Source organism: Streptomyces prunicolor NBRC 13075, from assembly GCF_000367365.1.
Lineage (GTDB): Bacteria > Actinomycetota > Actinomycetes > Streptomycetales > Streptomycetaceae > Streptomyces > Streptomyces prunicolor.
In genome coordinates this window covers 83,956-103,304 of record NZ_BARF01000098.1, presented here as the reverse complement: position 1 = coordinate 103,304, position 19,349 = coordinate 83,956, and the positions used below count along the sequence as shown (strand labels likewise).

At 69.8% G+C, this 19,349-nt stretch carries 21 protein-coding genes and 1 pseudogene; 8 read left to right on the top strand and 14 right to left on the bottom strand.

Annotated elements, in window-relative coordinates; genetic code table 11:
* Positions 1 to 15 precede the first annotated feature (15 nt).
* Positions 16 to 501, top strand: coding sequence for a methylated-DNA--[protein]-cysteine S-methyltransferase (locus SPR02S_RS41520; RefSeq protein ID WP_019062944.1), 486 nt, complete (start codon positions 16 to 18; stop codon positions 499 to 501).
* A gap of 31 nt (positions 502 to 532) precedes the next feature.
* Here SPR02S_RS41520 and SPR02S_RS41515 read toward each other — a convergent pair whose 3' ends face one another.
* On the bottom strand, positions 533 to 1,165 hold the full coding sequence (locus SPR02S_RS41515; protein ID WP_019062943.1) for a response regulator: 633 nt from the start codon (positions 1,163 to 1,165) through the stop codon (positions 533 to 535).
* Complete coding sequence (locus SPR02S_RS57460) at positions 1,162 to 2,367, bottom strand: sensor histidine kinase (RefSeq protein WP_019062942.1); 1,206 nt, start codon at positions 2,365 to 2,367, stop codon at positions 1,162 to 1,164. Before SPR02S_RS57460 ends, SPR02S_RS41515 begins: the two co-directional genes overlap by 4 nt.
* Positions 2,368 to 2,625: 258 nt before the next feature.
* On the opposite strand from SPR02S_RS57460, the gene SPR02S_RS41505 reads away from it, so the two are divergent.
* Positions 2,626 to 3,396 carry a class I SAM-dependent DNA methyltransferase gene (locus SPR02S_RS41505; protein ID WP_019062941.1) on the top strand — a complete coding sequence of 257 codons (771 nt, stop codon included), beginning with the start codon at positions 2,626 to 2,628 and terminating at the stop codon, positions 3,394 to 3,396.
* Here the strand turns inward: SPR02S_RS41505 and SPR02S_RS41500 are convergent.
* On the bottom strand, positions 3,386 to 4,111 hold the full coding sequence (locus SPR02S_RS41500) for an SIR2 family NAD-dependent protein deacylase (protein WP_019062940.1): 726 nt from the start codon (positions 4,109 to 4,111) through the stop codon (positions 3,386 to 3,388). The genes SPR02S_RS41505 and SPR02S_RS41500 overlap by 11 nt on opposite strands.
* A 56-nt stretch (positions 4,112 to 4,167) precedes the next feature.
* Positions 4,168 to 4,947 (bottom strand): hypothetical protein, encoded by a 780-nt coding sequence (locus SPR02S_RS65285; RefSeq protein ID WP_245607700.1) that lies wholly within the window; start codon positions 4,945 to 4,947, stop codon positions 4,168 to 4,170.
* Between the two features lie 6 nt (positions 4,948 to 4,953).
* Here SPR02S_RS65285 and SPR02S_RS65280 point away from each other — a divergent pair, with 6 nt between their 5' ends.
* Positions 4,954 to 5,382: a hypothetical protein gene (locus SPR02S_RS65280; protein ID WP_245607699.1), complete on the top strand. Its 429-nt coding sequence runs from the start codon at positions 4,954 to 4,956 to the stop codon at positions 5,380 to 5,382.
* A 72-nt stretch (positions 5,383 to 5,454) separates the two neighbouring features.
* Here the strand turns inward: SPR02S_RS65280 and SPR02S_RS65880 are convergent, their stop codons facing one another.
* Positions 5,455 to 5,580: a hypothetical protein gene (locus SPR02S_RS65880; protein WP_281169930.1), complete on the bottom strand. Its 126-nt coding sequence runs from the start codon at positions 5,578 to 5,580 to the stop codon at positions 5,455 to 5,457.
* Positions 5,581 to 5,849: 269 nt separating this feature from the next.
* Here SPR02S_RS65880 and SPR02S_RS57450 point away from each other — a divergent pair, with 269 nt between their 5' ends.
* Both SPR02S_RS57450 and SPR02S_RS41485 read left to right on the top strand, forming a co-directional pair.
* Complete coding sequence (locus tag SPR02S_RS57450) at positions 5,850 to 6,944, top strand: WD40/YVTN/BNR-like repeat-containing protein (protein WP_158697966.1); 1,095 nt, start codon at positions 5,850 to 5,852, stop codon at positions 6,942 to 6,944.
* A gap of 108 nt (positions 6,945 to 7,052) precedes the next feature.
* Positions 7,053 to 7,253, top strand: a complete 201-nt coding sequence (locus SPR02S_RS41485; RefSeq protein ID WP_019062937.1) for a type II toxin-antitoxin system VapB family antitoxin — start codon at positions 7,053 to 7,055, stop codon at positions 7,251 to 7,253.
* Positions 7,254 to 7,812: 559 nt separating this feature from the next.
* On the opposite strand, the gene SPR02S_RS41480 is transcribed toward SPR02S_RS41485, so the two are convergent.
* Positions 7,813 to 8,310 (bottom strand): NUDIX domain-containing protein, encoded by a 498-nt coding sequence (locus SPR02S_RS41480; protein ID WP_019062936.1) that lies wholly within the window; start codon positions 8,308 to 8,310, stop codon positions 7,813 to 7,815.
* Between the two features lie 142 nt (positions 8,311 to 8,452).
* Between SPR02S_RS41480 and SPR02S_RS66310 the strand changes: the two are divergent.
* Positions 8,453 to 8,650 (top strand): annotated as a pseudogene (locus tag SPR02S_RS66310) (SDR family NAD(P)-dependent oxidoreductase); the annotation flags it as partial.
* Positions 8,651 to 8,677: 27 nt separating this feature from the next.
* Here SPR02S_RS66310 and SPR02S_RS41475 read toward each other — a convergent pair.
* Positions 8,678 to 9,244, bottom strand: a complete 567-nt coding sequence (locus SPR02S_RS41475) for a TetR/AcrR family transcriptional regulator (protein ID WP_019062935.1) — start codon at positions 9,242 to 9,244, stop codon at positions 8,678 to 8,680.
* A gap of 134 nt (positions 9,245 to 9,378) precedes the next feature.
* On the opposite strand from SPR02S_RS41475, the gene SPR02S_RS41470 reads away from it, so the two are divergent.
* Positions 9,379 to 10,398, top strand: a complete 1,020-nt coding sequence (locus SPR02S_RS41470; RefSeq protein WP_019062934.1) for an NAD-dependent epimerase/dehydratase family protein — start codon at positions 9,379 to 9,381, stop codon at positions 10,396 to 10,398.
* Here the strand turns inward: SPR02S_RS41470 and SPR02S_RS41465 are convergent.
* Positions 10,395 to 11,471, bottom strand: coding sequence for an ADP-ribosylglycohydrolase family protein (locus SPR02S_RS41465; RefSeq protein ID WP_019062933.1), 1,077 nt, complete (start codon positions 11,469 to 11,471; stop codon positions 10,395 to 10,397). The genes SPR02S_RS41470 and SPR02S_RS41465 overlap by 4 nt on opposite strands.
* 215 nt (positions 11,472 to 11,686) lie before the next feature.
* Here SPR02S_RS41465 and SPR02S_RS41460 point away from each other — a divergent pair, with 215 nt between their 5' ends.
* Positions 11,687 to 12,805, top strand: a complete 1,119-nt coding sequence (locus SPR02S_RS41460; protein ID WP_019062932.1) for a glycerate kinase — start codon at positions 11,687 to 11,689, stop codon at positions 12,803 to 12,805.
* A gap of 83 nt (positions 12,806 to 12,888) precedes the next feature.
* On the opposite strand, the gene pssA is transcribed toward SPR02S_RS41460, so the two are convergent.
* From pssA to SPR02S_RS41430, 6 genes are all read right to left on the bottom strand, one after another.
* Positions 12,889 to 13,710 carry a CDP-diacylglycerol--serine O-phosphatidyltransferase gene (pssA, locus tag SPR02S_RS41455; protein ID WP_019062931.1) on the bottom strand — a complete coding sequence of 274 codons (822 nt, stop codon included), beginning with the start codon at positions 13,708 to 13,710 and terminating at the stop codon, positions 12,889 to 12,891.
* 22 nt (positions 13,711 to 13,732) lie between these two features.
* On the bottom strand, positions 13,733 to 14,389 hold the full coding sequence (locus SPR02S_RS41450) for a phosphatidylserine decarboxylase (RefSeq protein WP_019062930.1): 657 nt from the start codon (positions 14,387 to 14,389) through the stop codon (positions 13,733 to 13,735).
* A 169-nt stretch (positions 14,390 to 14,558) separates the two neighbouring features.
* The gene (locus SPR02S_RS41445) at positions 14,559 to 15,764 is read right to left on the bottom strand and encodes an acyl-CoA dehydrogenase family protein (RefSeq protein ID WP_019062929.1); all 1,206 of its coding nucleotides are present in this window, start codon (positions 15,762 to 15,764) and stop codon (positions 14,559 to 14,561) included.
* A 2-nt stretch (positions 15,765 to 15,766) separates the two neighbouring features.
* On the bottom strand, positions 15,767 to 16,336 hold the full coding sequence (locus SPR02S_RS41440; protein ID WP_019062928.1) for a MaoC family dehydratase: 570 nt from the start codon (positions 16,334 to 16,336) through the stop codon (positions 15,767 to 15,769).
* A 5-nt stretch (positions 16,337 to 16,341) separates the two neighbouring features.
* The gene (locus tag SPR02S_RS41435) at positions 16,342 to 17,313 is read right to left on the bottom strand and encodes an HpcH/HpaI aldolase/citrate lyase family protein (RefSeq protein WP_019062927.1); all 972 of its coding nucleotides are present in this window, start codon (positions 17,311 to 17,313) and stop codon (positions 16,342 to 16,344) included.
* Entirely contained in the window at positions 17,310 to 19,349 is a 2,040-nt protein-coding gene (locus SPR02S_RS41430; protein ID WP_026151337.1) for an ethylmalonyl-CoA mutase, read from the bottom strand. The genes SPR02S_RS41435 and SPR02S_RS41430 overlap by 4 nt, the downstream gene beginning before the upstream one ends.

Genomic DNA, 19,349 nt, shown 5'->3' with positions numbered 1-19,349 from the left:
GGGAAATCAGAAGCGATGAAGCACCACACGGTGATCGACAGCCCCTACGGCCCCCTGACCCTGGTCGCCGACGAGGACGGCGCCCTCTGCGGCCTCTACATGGTCGACCAACGCCACCGCCCCCCGGAGGAGAACTTCGGCACCCCCGACGACACACCCTTCGTCGAGGCAACAGCCCAACTACAGGCGTATTTCGTGGGCGAGTTGAAGGAGTTCACCCTCCAACTCCGCCTGCACGGCACCCCGTTCCAACGCACCGTCTGGGACCAGCTCCGCCGCATCCCCTACGGCGAGACCCGCTCCTACGGCGACCTCGCCGACGCCCTCGGCAACCCCGGCGCCTCCCGCGCGGTGGGCCTCGCCAACGGCAAGAACCCCATCGGGATCATCGTCCCCTGCCACCGCGTCGTAGGCGCGAACGGCAGCCTCACGGGTTACGGCGGCGGCCTCGACCGCAAGCAGCGGCTGCTGGACTTCGAGAGCGGGGCGGCGCTTTTCTAGTGCCCTCGGCGATTCCGGTGCCGGCGGGGTGTCATGACAGGAGCCGCCGCTCCTTGGCGACGGCCACCGCACCGGACCGCGTCTCCACCCCCAACTTGCCGTAGATCCGCCCGAGATGGGTCTTGACCGTCGCCTCGCTGATGAAGAGGGCCCGGGCGATCTCCCGGTTGCCCAGGCCGCGGGCCAGCTGGCCGAGGATCTCGCGCTCGCGCTCGGACAGGGTGGGGTGCGGGCTGCGCATCCGCGCCATGAGCCGGTCGGCGACCGGGGCCGAGAGCGCCGTACGGCCGGACGCCGCGCTGTGGATCGCGGTGAACAGTTCCTCGGGGCGTTCGGCCTTGAGGAGGTAGCCCGTGGCGCCCGCCTCGACGGCGCGGGTGATGTCGGCGTCGGTGTCGAACATGGTGAGGACGAGGACACGGGGGCCGTCACCGGCGGTCAGTTTCCTGGTGGCCGTCACTCCGTCCATGCCGTCGCCGAGTTGGAGGTCCATCAGCACCACGTCGGGACGGACCCGGGCGGCCAGGGCGAGCGCCTCCTCGCCGCTGCCCGCCTCACCGACCACCTCGATGCCGTCGGCGCTGGACAGCAGCGCGCGCAGTCCAGCCCGTACAACGGCATGGTCGTCGCACAGCAGCAGGCGTACGGGTACGGGTGTGTTCACGGGACGAGCTCCTCACGGGAATCACGGACGCCGGGGTCGACAGGGTCGCCAGGTGCGACAGGGACGGCGACCGTTACGACCGTGCCCTCGCCGGGGGCCGACTCCACGCTCAGCGTGCCACCCGACTGCTGTGCCCGGATCCGCATCGCGGGCAGCCCGTGGCCGCGCACCCGGCCGGGCGCGGACACCGGGGGAGAACTGGCGTCGAAACCACGGCCGTTGTCGGCGACGTCGAGGGAGATCAGGTCGTCGAGGCAGGTCAGGGTCAACGCGGCCCGGGTGGCGGCCGCGTGCTCGCGTACGTTGGCCAACGCGCCCTGGGCGATGCGCAACAGCGCCGCCGCGGTCCGTTCGGGCAGCGGGCCCGGATCGCCGTCGAGCCGGAACTCCACCGTCAGGCCCGGACCGCTCTCCCGCTCGGCGAGCGCACCCAGCGCCGCCGGCAGGGAGTGCTCGACGAGGTCGGCCGGTGCCAGGTCGTGGACGAACCTGCGTGCCTCGGCGAGACCGCGGGAGGTGATCTCGGCGGCCTTGAGGACGTGCGCGTGGGCCGCGTCGGGGTCCGTCCGCCACACCCGCTCGGCGGCCTGCAACAGCATCTGCTGGCTGGACAGGCCCTGCGCGACGGTGTCGTGGATCTCCGCGGCCAGCCGCTGCCGTTCCGCCAGCACACCGGCCCGCCGTTCGGTGGCCGCGAGGTCGCGGCGGGTGCGGACCAGATCGTCGATCAGGACGCGCTGCCGGGCCGCCTGCCGCTGCAACTGCACCAGCACGGCGGTGGCGACCGCCGCGAGGGCCGGCGGGGCGACGACCATGTTGGGGTTGAGCGTGCCGTCCGCCACCCGTATCTCGGAGGCCACGACGAGACCGGTGAGTACGGCGGCCAGCGGCACCGCGAACCGCGGGGGCAGCGCGTACAGGCCGGCGAACAGCAGGGGCATCGCGCACCAGGTGGCGCTCGGCGCGAGGGCGAGCAGCACGGTCCAGACGGCGGACACCGAACCCAGCCAGGCCAGATGACGCACGGTGGGCGCGGAACCCGGGCGCGGCGCCGGCGCCAGGAACTGCCCGATGACGTACAGCAGACAGAAGACGGCGTACAGCGCGAGCACCCAGCCGGTACGCGCCCCGCCCTGGTCGCGGGTCAGGAAGCGCACGAACGACGAGCCGAGCAGCAGAAAGAACGCGGCGTGCACCACCACGGGCAACAGGCGCTCTTCCGGTCCGATGTGCCCTTTCCTCTGTTGCTCCGCGCGCCCCGTCCTTGACGGCCCTGTGTGTCCCATCCTCCGTGTCTAACGCGATCGACGGGACGGCGCATCAACCGATCGGCTGACATCCGGATCACCCGAACCGCCCCCGGATCAGCGCCCCTTGACCGAGCCGGACACCCGGCCACCGCACCGAGGCTGGCATCAACACCCGCCACCCACCTCGGAATTCGGAAAGGCGACGACCCCGTGCCCACCAAGAACCTCACCGTCAACCGCGCCGCCCTCGGCCACCGCATCGCCTACGCCCTGCGCCACCCCGACCGTGTACCCCGCCACCTGGCCCGGGCCACCCGGGACGCCTGGCTGCGCCACCGACACCCCGACCACGTCTCCTACTACCGCGCCGTGATGCGCTCCGACACCAGGGCCGACCCGGACGCGGCGGTCGGCAGCGCGAGCCGTGAACGCTGGCTGGCGCTGGGCGCGATGCAGTTCGACTACCTCCTGGGCCACGGTCTGCGCCCCGAGCGCCGCATGCTGGAGATCGGCTGCGGAAACCTGCGCGGCGGCTGGCGCTTCGTCCGCCACCTCGACCCCGGTCACTACTACGGCATCGACATCTCGCCCGACATCCTGGCCGCCGCGCAGGACACGGTCGTAGAAATGGGCCTCCAGAAACGGCTCCCCACCCTCACCCCCGTACACGACCTGACCCTGCGCTTCCTGCCCGACGCGCACTTCGACGTCGTCCACGCGCACAGCGTGTTCTCGCACTCCCCGCTCCCGGTCATCGAGGAGTGCCTCGCCAACGTCGGCCGCGTGCTGGCACCGGGCGGCTGGTTCGACTTCACCTTCGACCGCACGGAGGGCGAGGAACACCACGTCCTGCGCGAGGACTTCTACTACCGCACCGAGACGTTGGTCGCGCTGGCGGCCCAACACGGTCTGAACGCCCACTTCATGGACGACTGGGAACAACTCCCGCACGGCCAGTCGAAGCTCCGCGTCACCCGCTGAGCTCGTGCAGCAGCCGGGGCAGCGCCGTCCCGATCGGCTCCCGTACGACCTCGTCGGCGCGGTCGTCGTACGGGGTCGCCTCGGCGTTGACGATGACCAGCCGTGCCCCGTGATCGGCGGCGACACCGGCGAGCCCGGCGGCGGGCTGGACCTGGAGGCTGCTCCCGACGGCGATGAACACCTGGCAGGCCTTGGTGATGGCGACGGCCTCGCCGAGGACGACGGGGTCGAGCCGCTCACCGAAGAAGACGGTCGCGGACTTCAGGATCCCGCCGCACTCCAGGCAGGCGGGATCGTCCTCACCGGCCTCGACGCGGGCGATCGCGTCCCGCATCGGCCCGCGCGCATGGCACTTCGTGCACCTGAACTCCCGCGCGGTGCCGTGCAGTTCGAGCACCTTGCGGGCGGGCAGTCCGGCGAGCTGGTGCAGCCCGTCGATGTTCTGCGTGATGACCCGCACGGGTACGCCGGACTTCTCCAGGTCGACGACGGCCCGGTGCGCGGCGTTCGGCTCGGCCTGGAGGGTGCGGTTCTTGCGCCGCATCTGCCAGGACTGCCGGCGGATCTCCGGGTCGCCCATGTAGTACTCGTACGTCACGAGCTTCTCGGCCTCGGGGTCCTTCCGCCACAGGCCGTTGGGGCCGCGGTAGTCGGGGATGCCGGAGTCGGTGGAGATGCCTGCGCCACTGAGGATCGCTACAAGAGGCCTGGTCATGGGCCGAGGGTAGGACGCTTGCGCACTCGGAGCGAACGGATATCCGAGCGTGCTCCTTACCGTCCGCTTGTACTGGAGCGAGGGACACCCGCACTGTCCAGGTACTCGTGCATGGTCTCCGTGGGAAGGCTCGGATTGCTGAGGGCGCGGGCGGCGGTTTCCGGATTTCGGCAGCTCTGGAGGATGAGGGGTACTGGCAGTGCGGGGTGCTCGGCCGCCATGGCCCGAACTCGCTCGTCGGCGTCGGCGAGCAACCGGACCACCGCGTCGACGGGCGCTTCGGCGTCGAGTCCCACCAGCCACCGCTTGCTCGGGTCCGGGTCATCGGCGAAGCGTCGCCCGTTGCCCACGCGCGGGAAGTTCGGGTGGGCCAGAAGAGCTCCCTTGGTGATGACCTCGCAGTCCAGATACGTCTGCAACACCACCTCGCCGTCGACGGTGGGCTGGTTCTCGCAGAGCAGGAGCCGTGTGGGGTAGTCGTCGTCCTTGGACAGCAGATCCACCGCGTCGGCGGGCAGGTGCCGGCTGTAGGCGGCGCTGCGCCGAAGCAGGGTGTTGGACGACTTGGCGCACTGGCGCAAGACGTCGGGATCGACGCAGAGGCGAACCCATTCGACGGGATACAACCGGTCGGACGGCTTGATGGTGATGTCGATGGCGCTGCGTTCGGTCTCCGTCAGTTCGGGCCGTACCGACACCTCCAGCCGGACGCTGTGTGCGTCGTCGTTCGCCAACATCCTGACGATGTCGAGGGGAACGTTGAGGTTGGCCGCCAGCTCCCGCCGGTCCGCCTCTTCCGTGCTTGCCGCGAGGTGTTCGGCGGTCGCCGCGCTCATGGCGCCGTGCCTGATCACCTCCTGCCTGGCGAAGCGGCCCAGTCCTGCGCCGAGAAGAAGTTCCGTACAGCCCGCTTCATCACGGCAGGCCCGCATCATGGCTGCCCGACGTACTTCGTCATCGGCGTCGCGGAGCAGACGGCTTCGCGTGTCCTCGGCCAGCAGCGTCCACTGGTTGCAGGCGGTACGGCGAAGGTCCGCGTCCTGGTGGTCGGCGAGCCCTGCGATCAGGTGCGGGGCTGTGTGGCGGCAGTGGGCCGCACTCCGGCGGACCTGCGGTTCCGGATCGGCGAGCAGGCGCTGTTGCACGGACAGCGGCAGAGGCTCCACGGGGACGCGGAACCAGTCGGGTCCGTCGGCCAGAGCGCCGCGGACACGTGGATCGGGATCGTCCAGGAGCCGAGCGCGTTGTTCCGCCGTCACTCCGGGGTTTGAGCCGAACACCGTTCGCAGCCTGCGGTCGGGATGCCTGACGATGGCGTTCACCACCTCGTCCGGCAGCGCGCGCTAGGCGATCGCGTCCCAGGCCGCTATGGCTTCCACGCTCAGCAGTCTGATCAGGACCTCGGTCGGCGCCGCGGGATTTCGTGCGATCGCGGCAAGGGTCTCGCGATGAGCTCGATCCCCATACATGGTGTTCCCCCCTGTCCCCAACGCCCGTCGCGGGCGCGCAGATTGTGTGCATGCCACGAGTACAAGGTCAATGTCGGCGATCATGTTCCGTCGCGGAGGTGTGCGCACACCTGAGCCGCCACAAGTGGGGCCATGTTCGATGTCGCCTCAGGTGACTGAGGCGGCCGGTTCAAGCCTTCGACAGTCGTACTTTTTACGCATGTTCCTCCCGCCCTTTCGCAATTAACCTCCCTGGGATGGGAGTTGCGCTACTGCGGACGATTCTGCGTGTGAGTGCCGTGGTCGGACTTGTCCTGGCCCTGAGTGACCCGGCCGTGGCGTCAACGGCGTCAAGAGCGGGGCACCCGGCGACACTGCCCTCGTGGCGCTTCGTGCACACCGCCACGAGCAACACCTTGATCGCGGTCGACGTTGTGGACCGTTCCACGGTCTGGGCGGCCGGAGGCGGATTCCAGAGTGTGGTCGGCGGTGCGGTGGTGCGGACCGTGGACGGGGGCCGTTCCTGGCAGGACGTCACTCCTCCGGGAGGAGCGGTCGACGCGTTCCGGGACGTCGAGGCAGTGGACCGTGACCACGCGCTCGTGCTCGCGCTGAGCGATGAGGCAGCCGGAGTACCCGCGCGCATCTACCGGACGGCCGACGGCGGAGCCAGCTGGCAACAGGTGTTCCGCGCCGCGGACCCGCACACATTCTTCGACTGCATGGCCTTCTTCGACCGCCGTCACGGTCTCGCCGTGGGTGACGCGGTCGGCACGAGGTTCCCCCTGCTGGAAACCATCGACGGTGGTCGCAGCTGGCACCCCGCGCCCACCGCCGGGCTGCCCGACACCTTTCCCGACGAGGGTGCCCTGGCGACCGGCACCTGTCTGGTCACCAAGGGCCGTCACGACGCCTGGTTCGGGACGACCGGCGTCAGCGGGAGCGGCCACAACCCGCAGGTGTTTCACACCCGGAACGGCGGCAGGACCTGGACCGTGACAACCACGCCGATACCGGGCACGACAGGGAACATCGCCTCCCTGTCCTTCCGGAGCCCCGAGGACGGCCTGGCGGTGGGCGGCAATTTCAACGCGTCCGAGAACATCGACCTCGGTGCGGTCGCCCGTACGTCCGACGGCGGTGCCTCATGGTCGCCCGGTGGTACCCCCGCCGGCTTCAGGAACGGCGTCAGCTGGATACCTGACCTCAGGGACACCGCGATCACCGTCGGCCCGGACGGAAGCGACGTCACGGCCGACGGCGGACGAACCTGGTCCCGCTTCGACCGAAGCCTCCTCCTCGGGATCAACTGCGCACGCCATGCGGGCTGTTGGGCCGTCGGTGAGAACGGAAGGGCGGCCCGGCTCGCCATTCCACGTCCTTGAACCACGGCGCCGTCGTCGTCCACGTGGGAAGGGTTCGTCATCAGCAGGGAGTTGTTCCTGGTCCCGTCCGGATGTTCGGGGCCCGCTACCGGGTGCTAGCGTCCGCGCATGGCCAAGGTGACCGTCTCGCTCGACGCAGCGCTCGTCGTGGAAGTCATGGTGCTGGCGGGCGTGGGCAACCCGCAGGACGCCGTCGAACTCGTCGTCCGCGACTACATCGAGCGCGGCCACCGCACGGAGGCCAGGGCCGAGGCTCGCGACGACGCGCTGCGCGAGGTGGACGTGAAACCCCGGGACGTCGAGGGCTGAACCCCGCGAGGCCGGGAGGCTGATGCGGGCCAACTTGCCTGGTCATCCACGGCGTTGTCGACCTCAACTGCTCCCGGCCCGGTCGCCCAGCGTCATCCACTCGGCCCGCGCTCGGCCTTCTGCCCGGCGTGGGCTGACATCCTCGGGCGGTCGGCGCCGGCCAACTTGCCTGCCGGCCGCGGGTGTTGTCCATGGCGTCCGCTGCCCGGGACGGCTCGGCGCGGCGTCAGCCACCGTGCCCACCCGCTCAGCGTTCCGCCCGGGCGTCAGCCACGCACACGCCCAGCGTTGTCCACTGCGCACGCCCCCGGCCTGCTGGCCGCTGCTGAGCCGACGCACGCCCGGCGGCCGATGCCGTCAACTTGCCCGGCCGGCCTCGACGTTGTCCACGGTGTCCGCTCCCCGGGGTCCTCCGCTCGGCGTCAGCCACCGCGCCCGGTCGCCCAGCCTTTCGCCCCGACGCCAGCCATCGCATCCGCCCTGGCCTTCTGCCCGGCGTGAGCCGACAGGCCCTGGCGCTCCGACCCACGTCAGCCGATCCACCCCCGGCTCCCCTCCGTCAGCCCACCCGCGTCCCGTTCTCCAACTCCGCGGTCCCCGCCCCTTCTTCCAGCACATCGAGCGCGACCAGGACGCGTAGCCCCAGCGACCCCGGCAGATACTCCGTGAGTTCCTCGCGCGGAACGAGTCGCCACGACAACAGCTCCTCCTCCTGGAGTTGGATCGACTTGAGGTCGCTCGCCGTGAGGACTCCGCCGTCGTACAGGTAGGCCACCAGCGGCGGGTAGCTCGGCCCGTGGTAGACCCAGTCGACGGCGAGCAGTTGGCCGAGTTCGACGTCGAGGCCGATCTCCTCCAGCGTCTCGCGGCGCGCGCCCTGGCGGGGTGTCTCGCCGTCGTCGGACTCGATCGTGCCGCCCGGAAGGGCCCAGCCCTCACGGTAGTTGGGCTCGACGAGCAGGACCTGGCCCTCGGTGTCACGGAAGAGGGCGGCGGCCCCGGCGAGGATGCGGGGGAGACCCGCGAGATACGTGGCGAAGTCTTGCGTAGTGGTCATTCAGGAAGGGTAACCAGCCCGCGCAGCCGCCTCTCCGACTCGCTGCCCGGCACCGGGAAGTGGCACACCAGGCTCAACCAGGGCGCCTCCCGCACCGCGAGCCGTACCGACGACACCTCGATGTCACCCGCGAGAGGGTGGCGGCCGGATCGTCAGCGTCGGCGCCGTCTCGGCCCGCGTCCCGCCACCGTTCTTCGGCCCGATCGCCGCCTCCAAGGCGGCCCTCGCCGCCCTCACACACTCCCTGCGCGCGGAACTCCGCCACCAGGGCGTCAGGTCACCCTCGTCGAACCCGGCGCCATGGACACCCCCATCTTCGCCACGGCGGCCCTCGGGGTGACGGCCGAGGCGTTCGACCGCACACCCCTCAAGGAGCCGTCCGCAGCCCGTCCACGATGAGGTCGAGGATCCGCCCGGCCCGCGCCTCCCCGTCCCGCGCCGGATCGAGCCGCCACAGCACGCTCAGCTGAAGCAGCACATCCTCCGGATCGAGCCCGGACTTGAGCGACCCGTCGGCGGCACCCGCCTTCAGGAGTAGGGCAATTGCGGCCACGAAGGGCGCGAAGTACTCGTCGTCCGCGCCGCCGTCGGTCGCCGCGTGGATGACCTCGGCGACGCCGTACTTGAGCCTCCCGTAGTGGGCGACCTCGTCAAACCAGAGGCGTAGGGCCATGAGCGGGGGATGGTCCGCGAGCAGCACGGGTGCGCGGTCGATCAGGTGCTGTATGTCGTGGCGGTACAGCTCCAGGATCAGCGCCTCCCGGGTGGGGAAGTGCCGGTACAGCGTCCCGATGCCGACGCCCGCCTCCTTGGCGATCGCGGTGAGGGACACGCCGTGTGACGCACCGCTCGACGCGGCTATCGCCTCGCGGGCGACGGTCAGGATGCGTTCCCGGTTGTCGAGGGCGTCGCGGCGGGTCGGTTTGGGGTTCACGGGTGCGGGCCGTCCGTCGGGTGTCGGATTGCTAAGCGGAGGGTCCTCCGGTACGTTGGTGAATGTACCGGAGGGGCCTCCGCTTCGCTCCCCATTCTGGCACACCCCCACCCGACACCGCAGGGAGCACCGTCATGCCCGAACTCGTCCTGGTCACCGGAGGCAGCGGCTACATCGCCGGCTGGTGCATCGCCGAACTGCTGCGCCGCGGCTACGAGGTCCGTACGACCGTCCGCGCCCCGGGCAAGGAGCGCGCGGTCACCGACGCCGTCGCGACCGTCGTCGACCCCGCCGGACGGCTGAGCTTCGCCGTCGCCGACCTCACCGCCGACGAGGGCTGGGACGCCGCGCTCAAGGGCGTCGACTTCGTCCTGCACGTCGCGTCCCCGCTCGGCGCCGCCTCGGACGACCCCGACGCCCTGATCGCCGCGGCCCGTGGCGGAGCGTTGCGCGTCCTGCGCGCGGCCACGGAGGCGGGCGTACGACGCGTCGTGATGACCTCGGCGGCGAACACCGCGAGCCCCTCGTCGTACGCCTCCGAAGGCGTGACCGACGAGTCGCTGTGGACCGATCCCGACGACCCGACCCTCATCCCGTACCGCCGCTCGAAGACCCTCGCCGAGCGCGCCGCCTGGGACTTCATGCGTGACTACGGCGGTCCGACCGAGCTGACCACCGTGCTCCCCGGCGCCGTCTTTGGACCGGTCCTCACCACCGCGAACCTCGGCTCCGTCGGCATCATCGCGCGCATGGTGAGCGGGAAGATGCCCGGCGTTCCCCGCATCGGCCTCGAAGTCGTCGACGTCCGCGACCTGGTCGACGTCCACATCCGGGCGATGGTGTCACCCGACGCCGCGGGCCAACGCTTCCTGGCCACCGGGGAGTTCGTGTGGATGGAGGACATCGCCCACACCCTGCGCGACGGCCTCGGCGAGCACGGTCGTACCGTCTCCACGCGCCGCCTCCCGGACTTCGCCGTGCGCCTCGCCGCCCGCTTCCGGGACCCGTCGCTGCGCGAGATCACCCCCGCGCTCGGCCGCCGCAACCGCCACAGCACCGAGAAGGCCCGCCGCGTCCTCGGCTGGGAACCGCGCCCGGCCAGGGAAGCCGTCCTCGACTGCGCCCGGAGCCTCATCGCGCAGGGTGCCGTCTAGACGTCGGCGGTCTCCGCCAACTGCACTGTCCGCGCTGCCAGTTCGCTGATCCGTGCCCCGTCGAAGCCGAACACCGCACTGCGCACGGTGTCCTCCAACGGGTCCTTCCACTGCCCCGGGATCGCGTCCGCGCCGGTCAGCACCCCGGCGACCGAACCGGCGGTCGCGCCGTTCGAGTCGGTGTCCAGGCCGCCGCGCACGGTGAGCGTGATGGTGCGGGTGAAGTCGCCGTCGCCGTACAGGAGTCCGGCGGTGAGGACGGCCGCATTAGGGATCGTGTGGATCCAGCCGAGCCCGGCGGTCTCCTCGGACAGCGTGGTGAGCGTGTCCTCCCAGGTCATCCGGGTCTCGTGCAGCGTGAGCACCCGGCGCACGGTCCGCGCCAGGCGGCAGCCCGGCGGGATCACGGTCAGCGCCGTGTCCAGCGCGTGCCGCACGGTCGGCGCGGTGAACGCCGCCGAGATCAGGGCGGCGGCCCACATGGCGCCGTAGACACCGTTCCCCGAGTGGGACAACACCGCGTCTCTGCGCGCCAGTTGGGCCGCGCGGCGCGGGGCGCCTGGACCGGTCCAACCGTAGATGTCGGCGCGGATCAGAGCGCCGATCCACTCCTGGTAAGGGTTGTCGTGCGTCGCCGTCAGCGGCGGCTTGAGGCCGTTGGCGAGGTTGCGGTAAGCGGCGCGCTCGGCCGTGAACGTCTGGAGGTACGGCAGTCTCCGCAGCCACAGTTCGCCGACCTGCTCGGTGCTGAAGCCGAAGCCGTGGGTCTCCAGCAGGTCGAGGCCGAGGATGGCGTAGTCGATGTCGTCGTCACGGCAGCTGCCGTGGATCCGGCCGCGCACGCACCGCTGCCACTCGGGGCGCAGTGCGACGCCGTCGTTCTCGCCGGCGGGCTCGGGCAGGTAGTCGGTGAGCGGCAGGGCGCCGGCTCGCCGGAGATAGCGGTCGATGCGGTCGCGCGTCCACAGGTCGCCCTGCTCGACCGGCTTGCCGAGCATGTTGCCCGCGATCCGGCCCAGCCAGCCCCCGAGGATGCGGTCCGCGAGCTCTGGCTCACTGCGCACAGGGGTCATAGGACCGGTCTACCCGATCCGGGGAGTGACCGCGCGGGGTTGGACCGGTCCGCACAGGGCACTCGTAGGCCGGTCCCAGGGTTCGGTCGGAGCATGACGGCGCGGGCGTCCGCCGGTTAAGGTCGCAGCGGCGCGACTGGCCCCGGAATTCGCGGGGGCCCGTAGAGCAAGGGGATCGCAAGGTGGCGAACGCTGCACAGAGGGGCACCCACAGGGTGCTCATCGCCGCGGACAAGTTCAAGGGGTCGCTGACGGCCGTGCAGGTCGCCGAGCGGGTGACCGCCGGGCTGCGCCGGGTCGTACCCGATCTGGAGGTCGCGGCGATGCCGGTGGCCGACGGCGGCGACGGCACGGTGGACGCGGCCGTCGCGGCGGGCTTCGAGCGACGCGAGACACGGGTCGCCGGGCCCCTCGGCGACGAGGTCACCGCGGCCTTCGCGGTCCGCGGCGACACGGCCGTGGTGGAGATGGCCGAGGCAAGCGGGTTGCAACGCCTGCCCAAGGGAGTCTTCGCCCCGCTCACCTCCTCGACGTACGGCTCCGGCGAACTGCTGCGGGCCGCGCTCGACGCGGGCGCGCGGACGATCGTGTTCGGCGTCGGCGGCAGCGCCACGACGGACGGCGGCGCGGGCATGCTCTCCGCGCTCGGCGCCCGCTTCCTGGACGTGGAGGGCGAACCGGTGCCCCCGGGCGGCGGCGGCCTGACCGACCTCGCCTCGGCCGACCTCACCGGCCTCGACCCACGCCTCGCCACCGTCGACCTCATCCTCGCCAGCGACGTCGACAACCCGCTCACCGGCCCCAAGGGCGCCCCCGCGGTCTACGGCCCCCAGAAGGGCGCGGCGCCGGACGACGTGGACGCCCTCGACGCGGCCCTCGGGCACTACGCGAAGGTCCTGGAGGAGGCGATCGGCCCCAAGGCCGCCGAGTCCGCCTCCGCACCCGGCGCGGGCGCCGCCGGCGGCATCGGCTACGGCGCCCTCCTCCTCGGCGCCCGCTTCCGCCCCGGAATCGAGGTCATGCTCGACGTCCTGGGCTTCGCCGCCGCTCTGGAAGGCGCCACCCTGGTCATCACCGGCGAGGGCTCCCTCGACGAACAGACCCTCCACGGGAAGGCCCCGGCAGGCGTAGCCGCGGCGGCGCGCGCGGAGGGCAAGGAGGTCGTCGCGGTCTGCGGTCGCCTCGCCCTGCCCCCGCAGTCCCTGGGCCACGCCGGGATCCGCCGCGCGTATCCCCTCACGTCGATCGAGCCGGACGTCGTGAAGTGCATCGCGGAGGCGGGCCCGATCCTGGAGCGGGTGGCGGAGAACATCGCGCGGGACTTCCTGGTCTGAACCCCAGCTCTGCCCGGTCGGCAGAACGTCGAAGGGCCCCGAGCCAAGCGGCTCGGGGCCCTTCGTTCTGTCTGCTACGACCGCTACGGCAGCTGTGCGGCTCGCGCCTCACGCCTGTTGCCGCGGAAGTTGTTCACCCGGCGAGCCGTCGCGAACAGGGGAATCACCGCGCCCATGACCAGCTGGAGCGCGCAGCCCGTCTGCAGGAGCAGCTGGCCGCCCGGGGCGTCGAACGCCCAGGATGCCAGCAGGCCCATCGACAGGACGATCCAGGCGAGCATCGCGACCGCGAGGCGACCGCGCGGCTTCGGGTACTCGACCCGGCTCACCATCAGCCAGGCGGTGCCCAGGATCGCGAGCAGCGTTGCCACGAAGGGCAGTTCGAGCAGCACGATCGAGACCACCGTCAGCGCACCGAACGGGGAGGGCATGCCCTGGAACATGCCGTTCGGTGGCGTCACGCACGAGAAGCGGGCCAGTCTCAGCACCACCGCCAGCAGCACCACGATCGCCCCGACCGCGGCCACTCTCTGGTGCGCGTCGTCGGCGACCATGCCGTAGACGAGGACGAAGTACGCCGGCGCGAGGCCGAAGCTGATCAGGTCCGACAGGTTGTCCAGCTCCGCGCCCATGGGGGAGGAGCGCAGCTTGCGGGCGACGAGACCGTCGAAGAGGTCGAAGACCGCCGCGCACAGCATCAGGATGACCGCGGTGGCCGCGCTGTGGCGGGCCATGCCGGTCGACTCGTCGTTGCCCGTCAGGTGCGGGATCAGGATGCCGGTGGTGGTGAAGTACACCGCCATGAAGCCGCAGGTGGCGTTGCCGAGGGTGAGGGTGTCCGCTATTGAGAGGCGGAGAGAAAGAGGCATCTCCTCCTCGTCGTCCACCTCATCGGCCTCGGGCACCCAGCCCGCCTGTGTCTCCGGATCAACCACGGTCAATGCGAGTCACCCCAGCCATGGTCTTCTGGCCGACCTCCACGTCCACCTCGACACCCTCGGGGAGGTAGATGTCGACGCGTGAACCGAAGCGGATCAGTCCGATGCGCTCGCCCTGCTCGACCTTCGTGCCCTGCGGAACGTAGGGGACGATGCGGCGGGCGACGGCGCCGGCGATCTGGATCATCTCGATGTCACCGAGCTCGGTGTCGAAGTGCCAGACGACCCGCTCGTTGTTCTCGCTCTCCTTGTTGAACGCGGGAACGAAACCACCCGGGATGTGCTCGACCGACGTCACCGTGCCGGAGAGCGGCGCGCGGTTGACGTGGACGTTCAGCGGGCTCATGAAGATGGCGACGCGGGTGCGACCGTCCTTCCACGGCATGATGCTCTGCACCACACCGTCGGCGGGCGAGATGACCCGGCCCTGGGTGATCTCGCGCTCGGGGTCGCGGAAGAACCACAGCATGCCCGCCGCGAGCGCGGTGGCGGGTACGGCCACGACCTTGGCGGCGCCGGACTTGCGCGCACGTACCAGGCTGAGGGCTGCGGTGGCGACGGTCGGCAGGAGCCACGGCGATGCTCCGCGCGCGAGGCGTACGCCTGCCAGGCTGTCGCGTGGTGCAGAGGTTTGGCTGTGGGGCATGGATGACCTTCGTAGCGGATGATGCCGCGCTGTAACGGGGGACGGCGGCTTTCCCGGGATCGTACCGGTCGCGGGCCACAACTGGGCAAGCCAGGAAGCCGAGTCGGCGGCTGAGGCGCGTTGACGGGGTGTGATCTTCTTCTCGATGAAAACACCCCGAAACGGACAATCAGCCCTGGAATCGATACTCTTCGAGCAACCTGCGCCCGATGATCATTTTCTGGATTTCGGCGGTACCTTCGCCGATCAACAGCATCGGCGCCTCGCGGTAAAGGCGTTCGATCTCGTACTCCTTGGAGAAGCCGTACCCGCCGTGGATCCGGAAGGCGTCCTCGACGACCTCCTTGCAGTACTCGGAGGCGAGGTACTTCGCCATCCCTGCCTCAAGGTCGTTTCGTTCCCCGGAGTCCTTTTTGCGTGCCGCATTGACCATCATCGCATGGGCGGCCTCGACCTTGGTAGCCATCTCCGCGAGCTTGAACTGGATCGCCTGGTGCTGGGCGATGGGCTTCCCGAAGGTGTGACGCTGCTGCGCGTACGAGACGCCCAGTTCGAAGGCACGCTGAGCGACACCGCAGCCACGCGCCGCCACATTGACGCGGCCGACCTCGACTCCGTCCATCATTTGGTAAAAACCTCGGCCGGTCTCGCCGCCGAGCACGCGGTCGGCCGGAATCCGCAGGCCGTCCATGATCAACTCGGTGGTGTCGACGCCCTTGTAGCCCATCTTGTCGATCTTCCCGGGGATCGTGAGGCCCGGTTGGACCTCGCCGAAACCGGGCTCCTTCTCGATCAGGAAGGTCGTCATCGACTTGTGGGGCGCGGTGCCCTCCGGGTGCCCTTCGTCACTTCGCACGAGTACGGCGACGAGGGACGACGTTCCGCCGTTCGTCAGCCACATCTTCTGGCCGTTCAGGACGTATTCGTCGCCGTCCTTGACCGCCTTCGACGTGATCGCCGAGACGTCGGACCCCAACGCCGGTTCCGACATGGAGAACGCGCCCCGGATGTCGCCGGCCGCCATGCGCGGCAGGAAGTGGTCCTTCTGCTCCTGCGTCCCGTGCTGCTTGAGCATGTAGGCCACGATGAAATGGGTGTTGATGATGCCGGACACCGACATCCACCCGCGCGCGATCTCCTCCACGCACAGGGCGTACGTCAACAGGGACTCGCCCAGGCCGCCGTACTCCTCCGGGATCATCAGGCCGAACAGGCCCAACTCCTTGAGCCCGTCGACGATTTGCTGCGGATACTCGTCGCGGTGCTCCAGCTCGGTGGCGACCGGGAGGATCTCCTTGTCCACGAAGTCGCGGACGGTGGACAGGATTTCCCGCTGGATGTCGGTGAGACCGGCGGTCTGGGCGAGTCGCGCCATGGCTACTTCTCCTGCTCCTTGAGCTGGGAACTGGGGGTGTCGTCCCGCAGGGGCGTCGTTTGAGGGTGGTGGTGGGAGACGGGCGGGCGGCCGGGCTGCTCGCCGCCGCGCTCCTTGATGTACGTCTCGGTCGGCACCATCACCTTGCGGCGGAACACGCAGACCAGCGTGCCGTCCTGCTTGTAGCCCTTGGTCTCGACGTACACGATCCCGCGGTCGTTCTTCGACCTGGAGGGCGTCTTGTCGAGGACCGTGGTCTCACCGTAGATCGTGTCCCCGTGGAAGGTCGGAGCCACGTGCTTCAGCGACTCGACCTCCAGGTTGGCGATCGCCTTGCCCGACACGTCCGGCACCGACATGCCGAGCAGCAGCGAGTAGATGTAGTTCCCGACCACCACGTTCTTGCCGAAGTCCGTTGTGTTCTCGGCGTAGTTGGCGTCCATGTGGAGCGGGTGGTGGTTCATCGTCAGGAGACAGAAGAGGTGGTCGTCGTACTCCGTGACGGTCTTCCCGGGCCAGTGCTTGTAGACCGCGCCGACCTTGAACTCCTCGTAGGTGCGTCCGAATTGCATGGTGCTCAGGCCTCCGGGGCTTCGAACTTGGACGTGCGCTCCATACCGGCGGCCCGGCCCTTGCCCGAGATGACGAGCGCCATCTTGCGGCTGGCCTCGTCGATCATCTCGTCGCCGAGCATCGCGGAGCCCTTCTTGCCGCCCGCCTCGGACGTGTAGTAGTCGTACGCGTCCAGGATCAACTCGGCGTGGTCGAAGTCCTCTTGAGAGGGCGAGAAGATCTCGTTGGACGCCTCGACCTGGCCCGGGTGCAGCACCCACTTGCCGTCGAAGCCGAGCGCGGCGGCCCGCTGCGCGACCGCGCGGTAGCCGTCGAGGTTGCGGATCTGGAGGTAAGGGCCGTCGATCGCCTGGAGGTTGTTGGCGCGGGCGGCCATCAGGATCTTCATCAGGATGTAGTGGTAGGCGTCCGCCGGGTACCCGGGCGGCTGCTCGCCCACGACCAACGACTTCATGTTGATCGACGCCATGAAGTCGGCCGGGCCGAAGATGATCGTCTCGACGCGCTGGGAGGCCGTCGCGATCTCGTTGACGTTGTTGAGGCCCTGCGCGTTCTCGATCTGCGCCTCGATGCCGATCTTGCCGACCTCGAAGCCCATCGTCTTCTCGATCTGCGTCAGCAGCAGGTCCAGGGCGACGACCTGCTGGGCCGTCTGCACCTTCGGCAGCATGATGCAGTCGAGGTTCTGGCCCGCGCCCTCGACGACCGTGACGACATCGCGGTACGTCCACTCGGTCGTCCAGTCGTTGACGCGCACGACCCGCGTCTTGCCCGTCCAGTCGCCCTCGTTGAGGAACTTGACGATGGTGTGCCGCGCCTCGGGCTTGGCGAGCGGCGCGCACGCGTCCTCCAGGTCCAGGAACACCTGGTCGGCCGGGAGGCCCTGTGCCTTCTCCAGGAAGCGCGGATTGCTCCCGGGGACCGCGAGACAGGAGCGCCGCGGGCGAAGCCGGTTGACGGGGGCGGGCGTGGTCATGCGGGGACCTCCAAGGGGTCGAGCAGGGGGTCGAGCTTGTTCGCTTTCCGGATCTCGTCGACGATACGGCCGATGATTCCCGTGATGTCGAAGTCCTTCGGGGTGAAGACCGCGGCCACTCCCGCGGCCCTGAGCAGCTCGGCGTCGGCGTTCGGGATGATCCCGCCCGCGATCACCGGGATGTCGGCCGCGCCGGCCTCGCGCAGCCGGTCCAGCACGTCCGGCACCAACTGGGCGTGCGAGCCGGACAGGATGGACAGACCGACCGCGTGCACGTCCTCGGCGAGGGCCGCGTCCACGATCTGCTCCGGGGTCAGCCGGATGCCCTGGTAGACCACCTCGAAGCCGGCGTCACGCGCGCGTACGGCGATCTGCTCGGCGCCGTTGGAGTGCCCGTCCAGGCCCGGCTTGCCGACCAGGAACCGCAGCTTCCCGGCGCCCATCTCGCGCGCCGTCACATCCACCTTGCGGCGCACCTCGGCCATCGCCGAGCCCTCCTCGGCGGGGACCGCGACCGGCGCCGACGAGACGCCCGTGGGCGCCCGGAACTCGCCGAACACCTCGCGCAGGGCCCCGGCCCACTCGCCGGTCGTGACACCGGCGCGGGCGCACTCCAGGGTGGCCTCCATGAGGTTGCCGGTGCCCTTGGCGGCCTCCTTCAGCCGCTCCAGCGCCTTGCACGGGCGCGGGTGGTTGAACGGCGGCTGGTAGCGCGTGTCCCGCCAGTGCTGCAACGACTCGATGACACGGGCCTCTACGGCCGGGTCGACCGTCTGGATAGCTGTATCGAGGTCGGCGGTGAGTGGATTGGGCTCGGTCGTGTTGAAGATGTTGACGCCGACGATCTTCTCTTGACCGGACTCAATACGGGCCCGACGCTCGGCGTGCGAGGAGACGAGCTGCGACTTGAGATAGCCCGACTCGACGGCGGCCATTGCGCCGCCCATCTCCTCGATGCGGTCCATCTCCGCGAGGGACTCCTCGACCAGGGAGGCCACCTTCGCCTCGATGACGTGCGAGCCCTCGAAGATGTCCGCGTACTCCAACAGGTCGCTTTCGTGCGCCAGTACCTGCTGGATGCGCAGCGACCACTGCTGGTCCCAGGGCCGGGGGAGCCCCAACGCCTCGTTCCACGCCGGGAGTTGCACGGCACGCGCGCGTGCGTCCTTCGACAGTGTCACGGCCAGCATCTCCAGGACGATCCGCTGGACGTTGTTCTCCGGCTGCGCTTCCGTCAGGCCCAGGGAGTTGACCTGGACGCCGTAGCGGAACCGGCGCTGCTTCGGGTTCTCGATGCCGTAGCGCTCGCGGGTGATCTCGTCCCAGATGCGGCCGAAGGCGCGCATCTTGCACATCTCCTCGATGAAGCGGACGCCCGCGTTCACGAAGAAGGAGATGCGGGCGACGACATCGCCCTTGCGGTCCTCGGGGATCTGGCCGGACGCGAACACCGCGTCCAGGACGGCGATCGCGGTGGACATGGCGTACGCGATCTCCTGGACCGGGGTGGCCCCGGCCTCCTGGAGGTGGTAGCTGCAGATGTTGATCGGGTTCCACTTGGGGATGTGGTTGACCGTGTAGCAGATCATGTCGGTCGTCAGCCGGAGCGAGGGAACCGGCGGGAACACGTGTGTGCCCCGCGACAGGTACTCCTTGACGATGTCGTTCTGGGTCGTCCCCTGGAGCAGGGTGATGTCGACGCCCTGCTCCTCCGCGACGACCTGATAGAGCGCCAACATCCACATGGCGGTGGCGTTGATCGTCATCGAGGTGTTCATCTGGTCCAGGGGAATGTCCTGGAACAGCCGGCGCATGTCCCCGAGGTGCGCGATCGGCACGCCGACCCGGCCGACCTCGCCGCGGGCGAGGATGTGGTCGGAGTCGTAGCCGGTCTGCGTCGGCAGGTCGAACGCGACCGACAGACCGGTCTGGCCCTTGGCGAGGTTGCGCCGGTACAGCTCGTTGGACGCCTCTGCCGTGGAGTGACCGGCGTACGTGCGCATCAGCCACGGCCGGTCTTTCTGGCGCTCAGTCAT

Bases quoted from the DNA above. Each gene is read 5' to 3' on its own strand.
- SPR02S_RS41520 (WP_019062944.1), top strand. From the start codon at position 16: ATGAAGCACCACACGGTGATCGACAGCCCCTACGGCCCCCTGACCCTG.
- SPR02S_RS41500 (WP_019062940.1), bottom strand. From the start codon at position 4,111: ATGACCAGGCCTCTTGTAGCGATCCTCAGTGGCGCAGGCATCTCCACC.
- SPR02S_RS65285 (WP_245607700.1), bottom strand. From the start codon at position 4,947: ATGAGCGCGGCGACCGCCGAACACCTCGCGGCAAGCACGGAAGAGGCG.
- SPR02S_RS65880 (WP_281169930.1), bottom strand. From the start codon at position 5,580: ATGTATGGGGATCGAGCTCATCGCGAGACCCTTGCCGCGATCGCACGA.
- SPR02S_RS41485 (WP_019062937.1), top strand. From the start codon at position 7,053: ATGGCCAAGGTGACCGTCTCGCTCGACGCAGCGCTCGTCGTGGAAGTC.
- SPR02S_RS41480 (WP_019062936.1), bottom strand. From the start codon at position 8,310: ATGACCACTACGCAAGACTTCGCCACGTATCTCGCGGGTCTCCCCCGC.
- SPR02S_RS41470 (WP_019062934.1), top strand. From the start codon at position 9,379: ATGCCCGAACTCGTCCTGGTCACCGGAGGCAGCGGCTACATCGCCGGC.
- SPR02S_RS41465 (WP_019062933.1), bottom strand. From the start codon at position 11,471: ATGACCCCTGTGCGCAGTGAGCCAGAGCTCGCGGACCGCATCCTCGGG.
- SPR02S_RS41450 (WP_019062930.1), bottom strand. From the start codon at position 14,389: ATGCCCCACAGCCAAACCTCTGCACCACGCGACAGCCTGGCAGGCGTA.
- SPR02S_RS41445 (WP_019062929.1), bottom strand. From the start codon at position 15,764: ATGGCGCGACTCGCCCAGACCGCCGGTCTCACCGACATCCAGCGGGAA.
- SPR02S_RS41440 (WP_019062928.1), bottom strand. From the start codon at position 16,336: ATGCAATTCGGACGCACCTACGAGGAGTTCAAGGTCGGCGCGGTCTAC.
- SPR02S_RS41435 (WP_019062927.1), bottom strand. From the start codon at position 17,313: ATGACCACGCCCGCCCCCGTCAACCGGCTTCGCCCGCGGCGCTCCTGT.
- SPR02S_RS41430 (WP_026151337.1), bottom strand. From the start codon at position 19,349: ATGACTGAGCGCCAGAAAGACCGGCCGTGGCTGATGCGCACGTACGCC.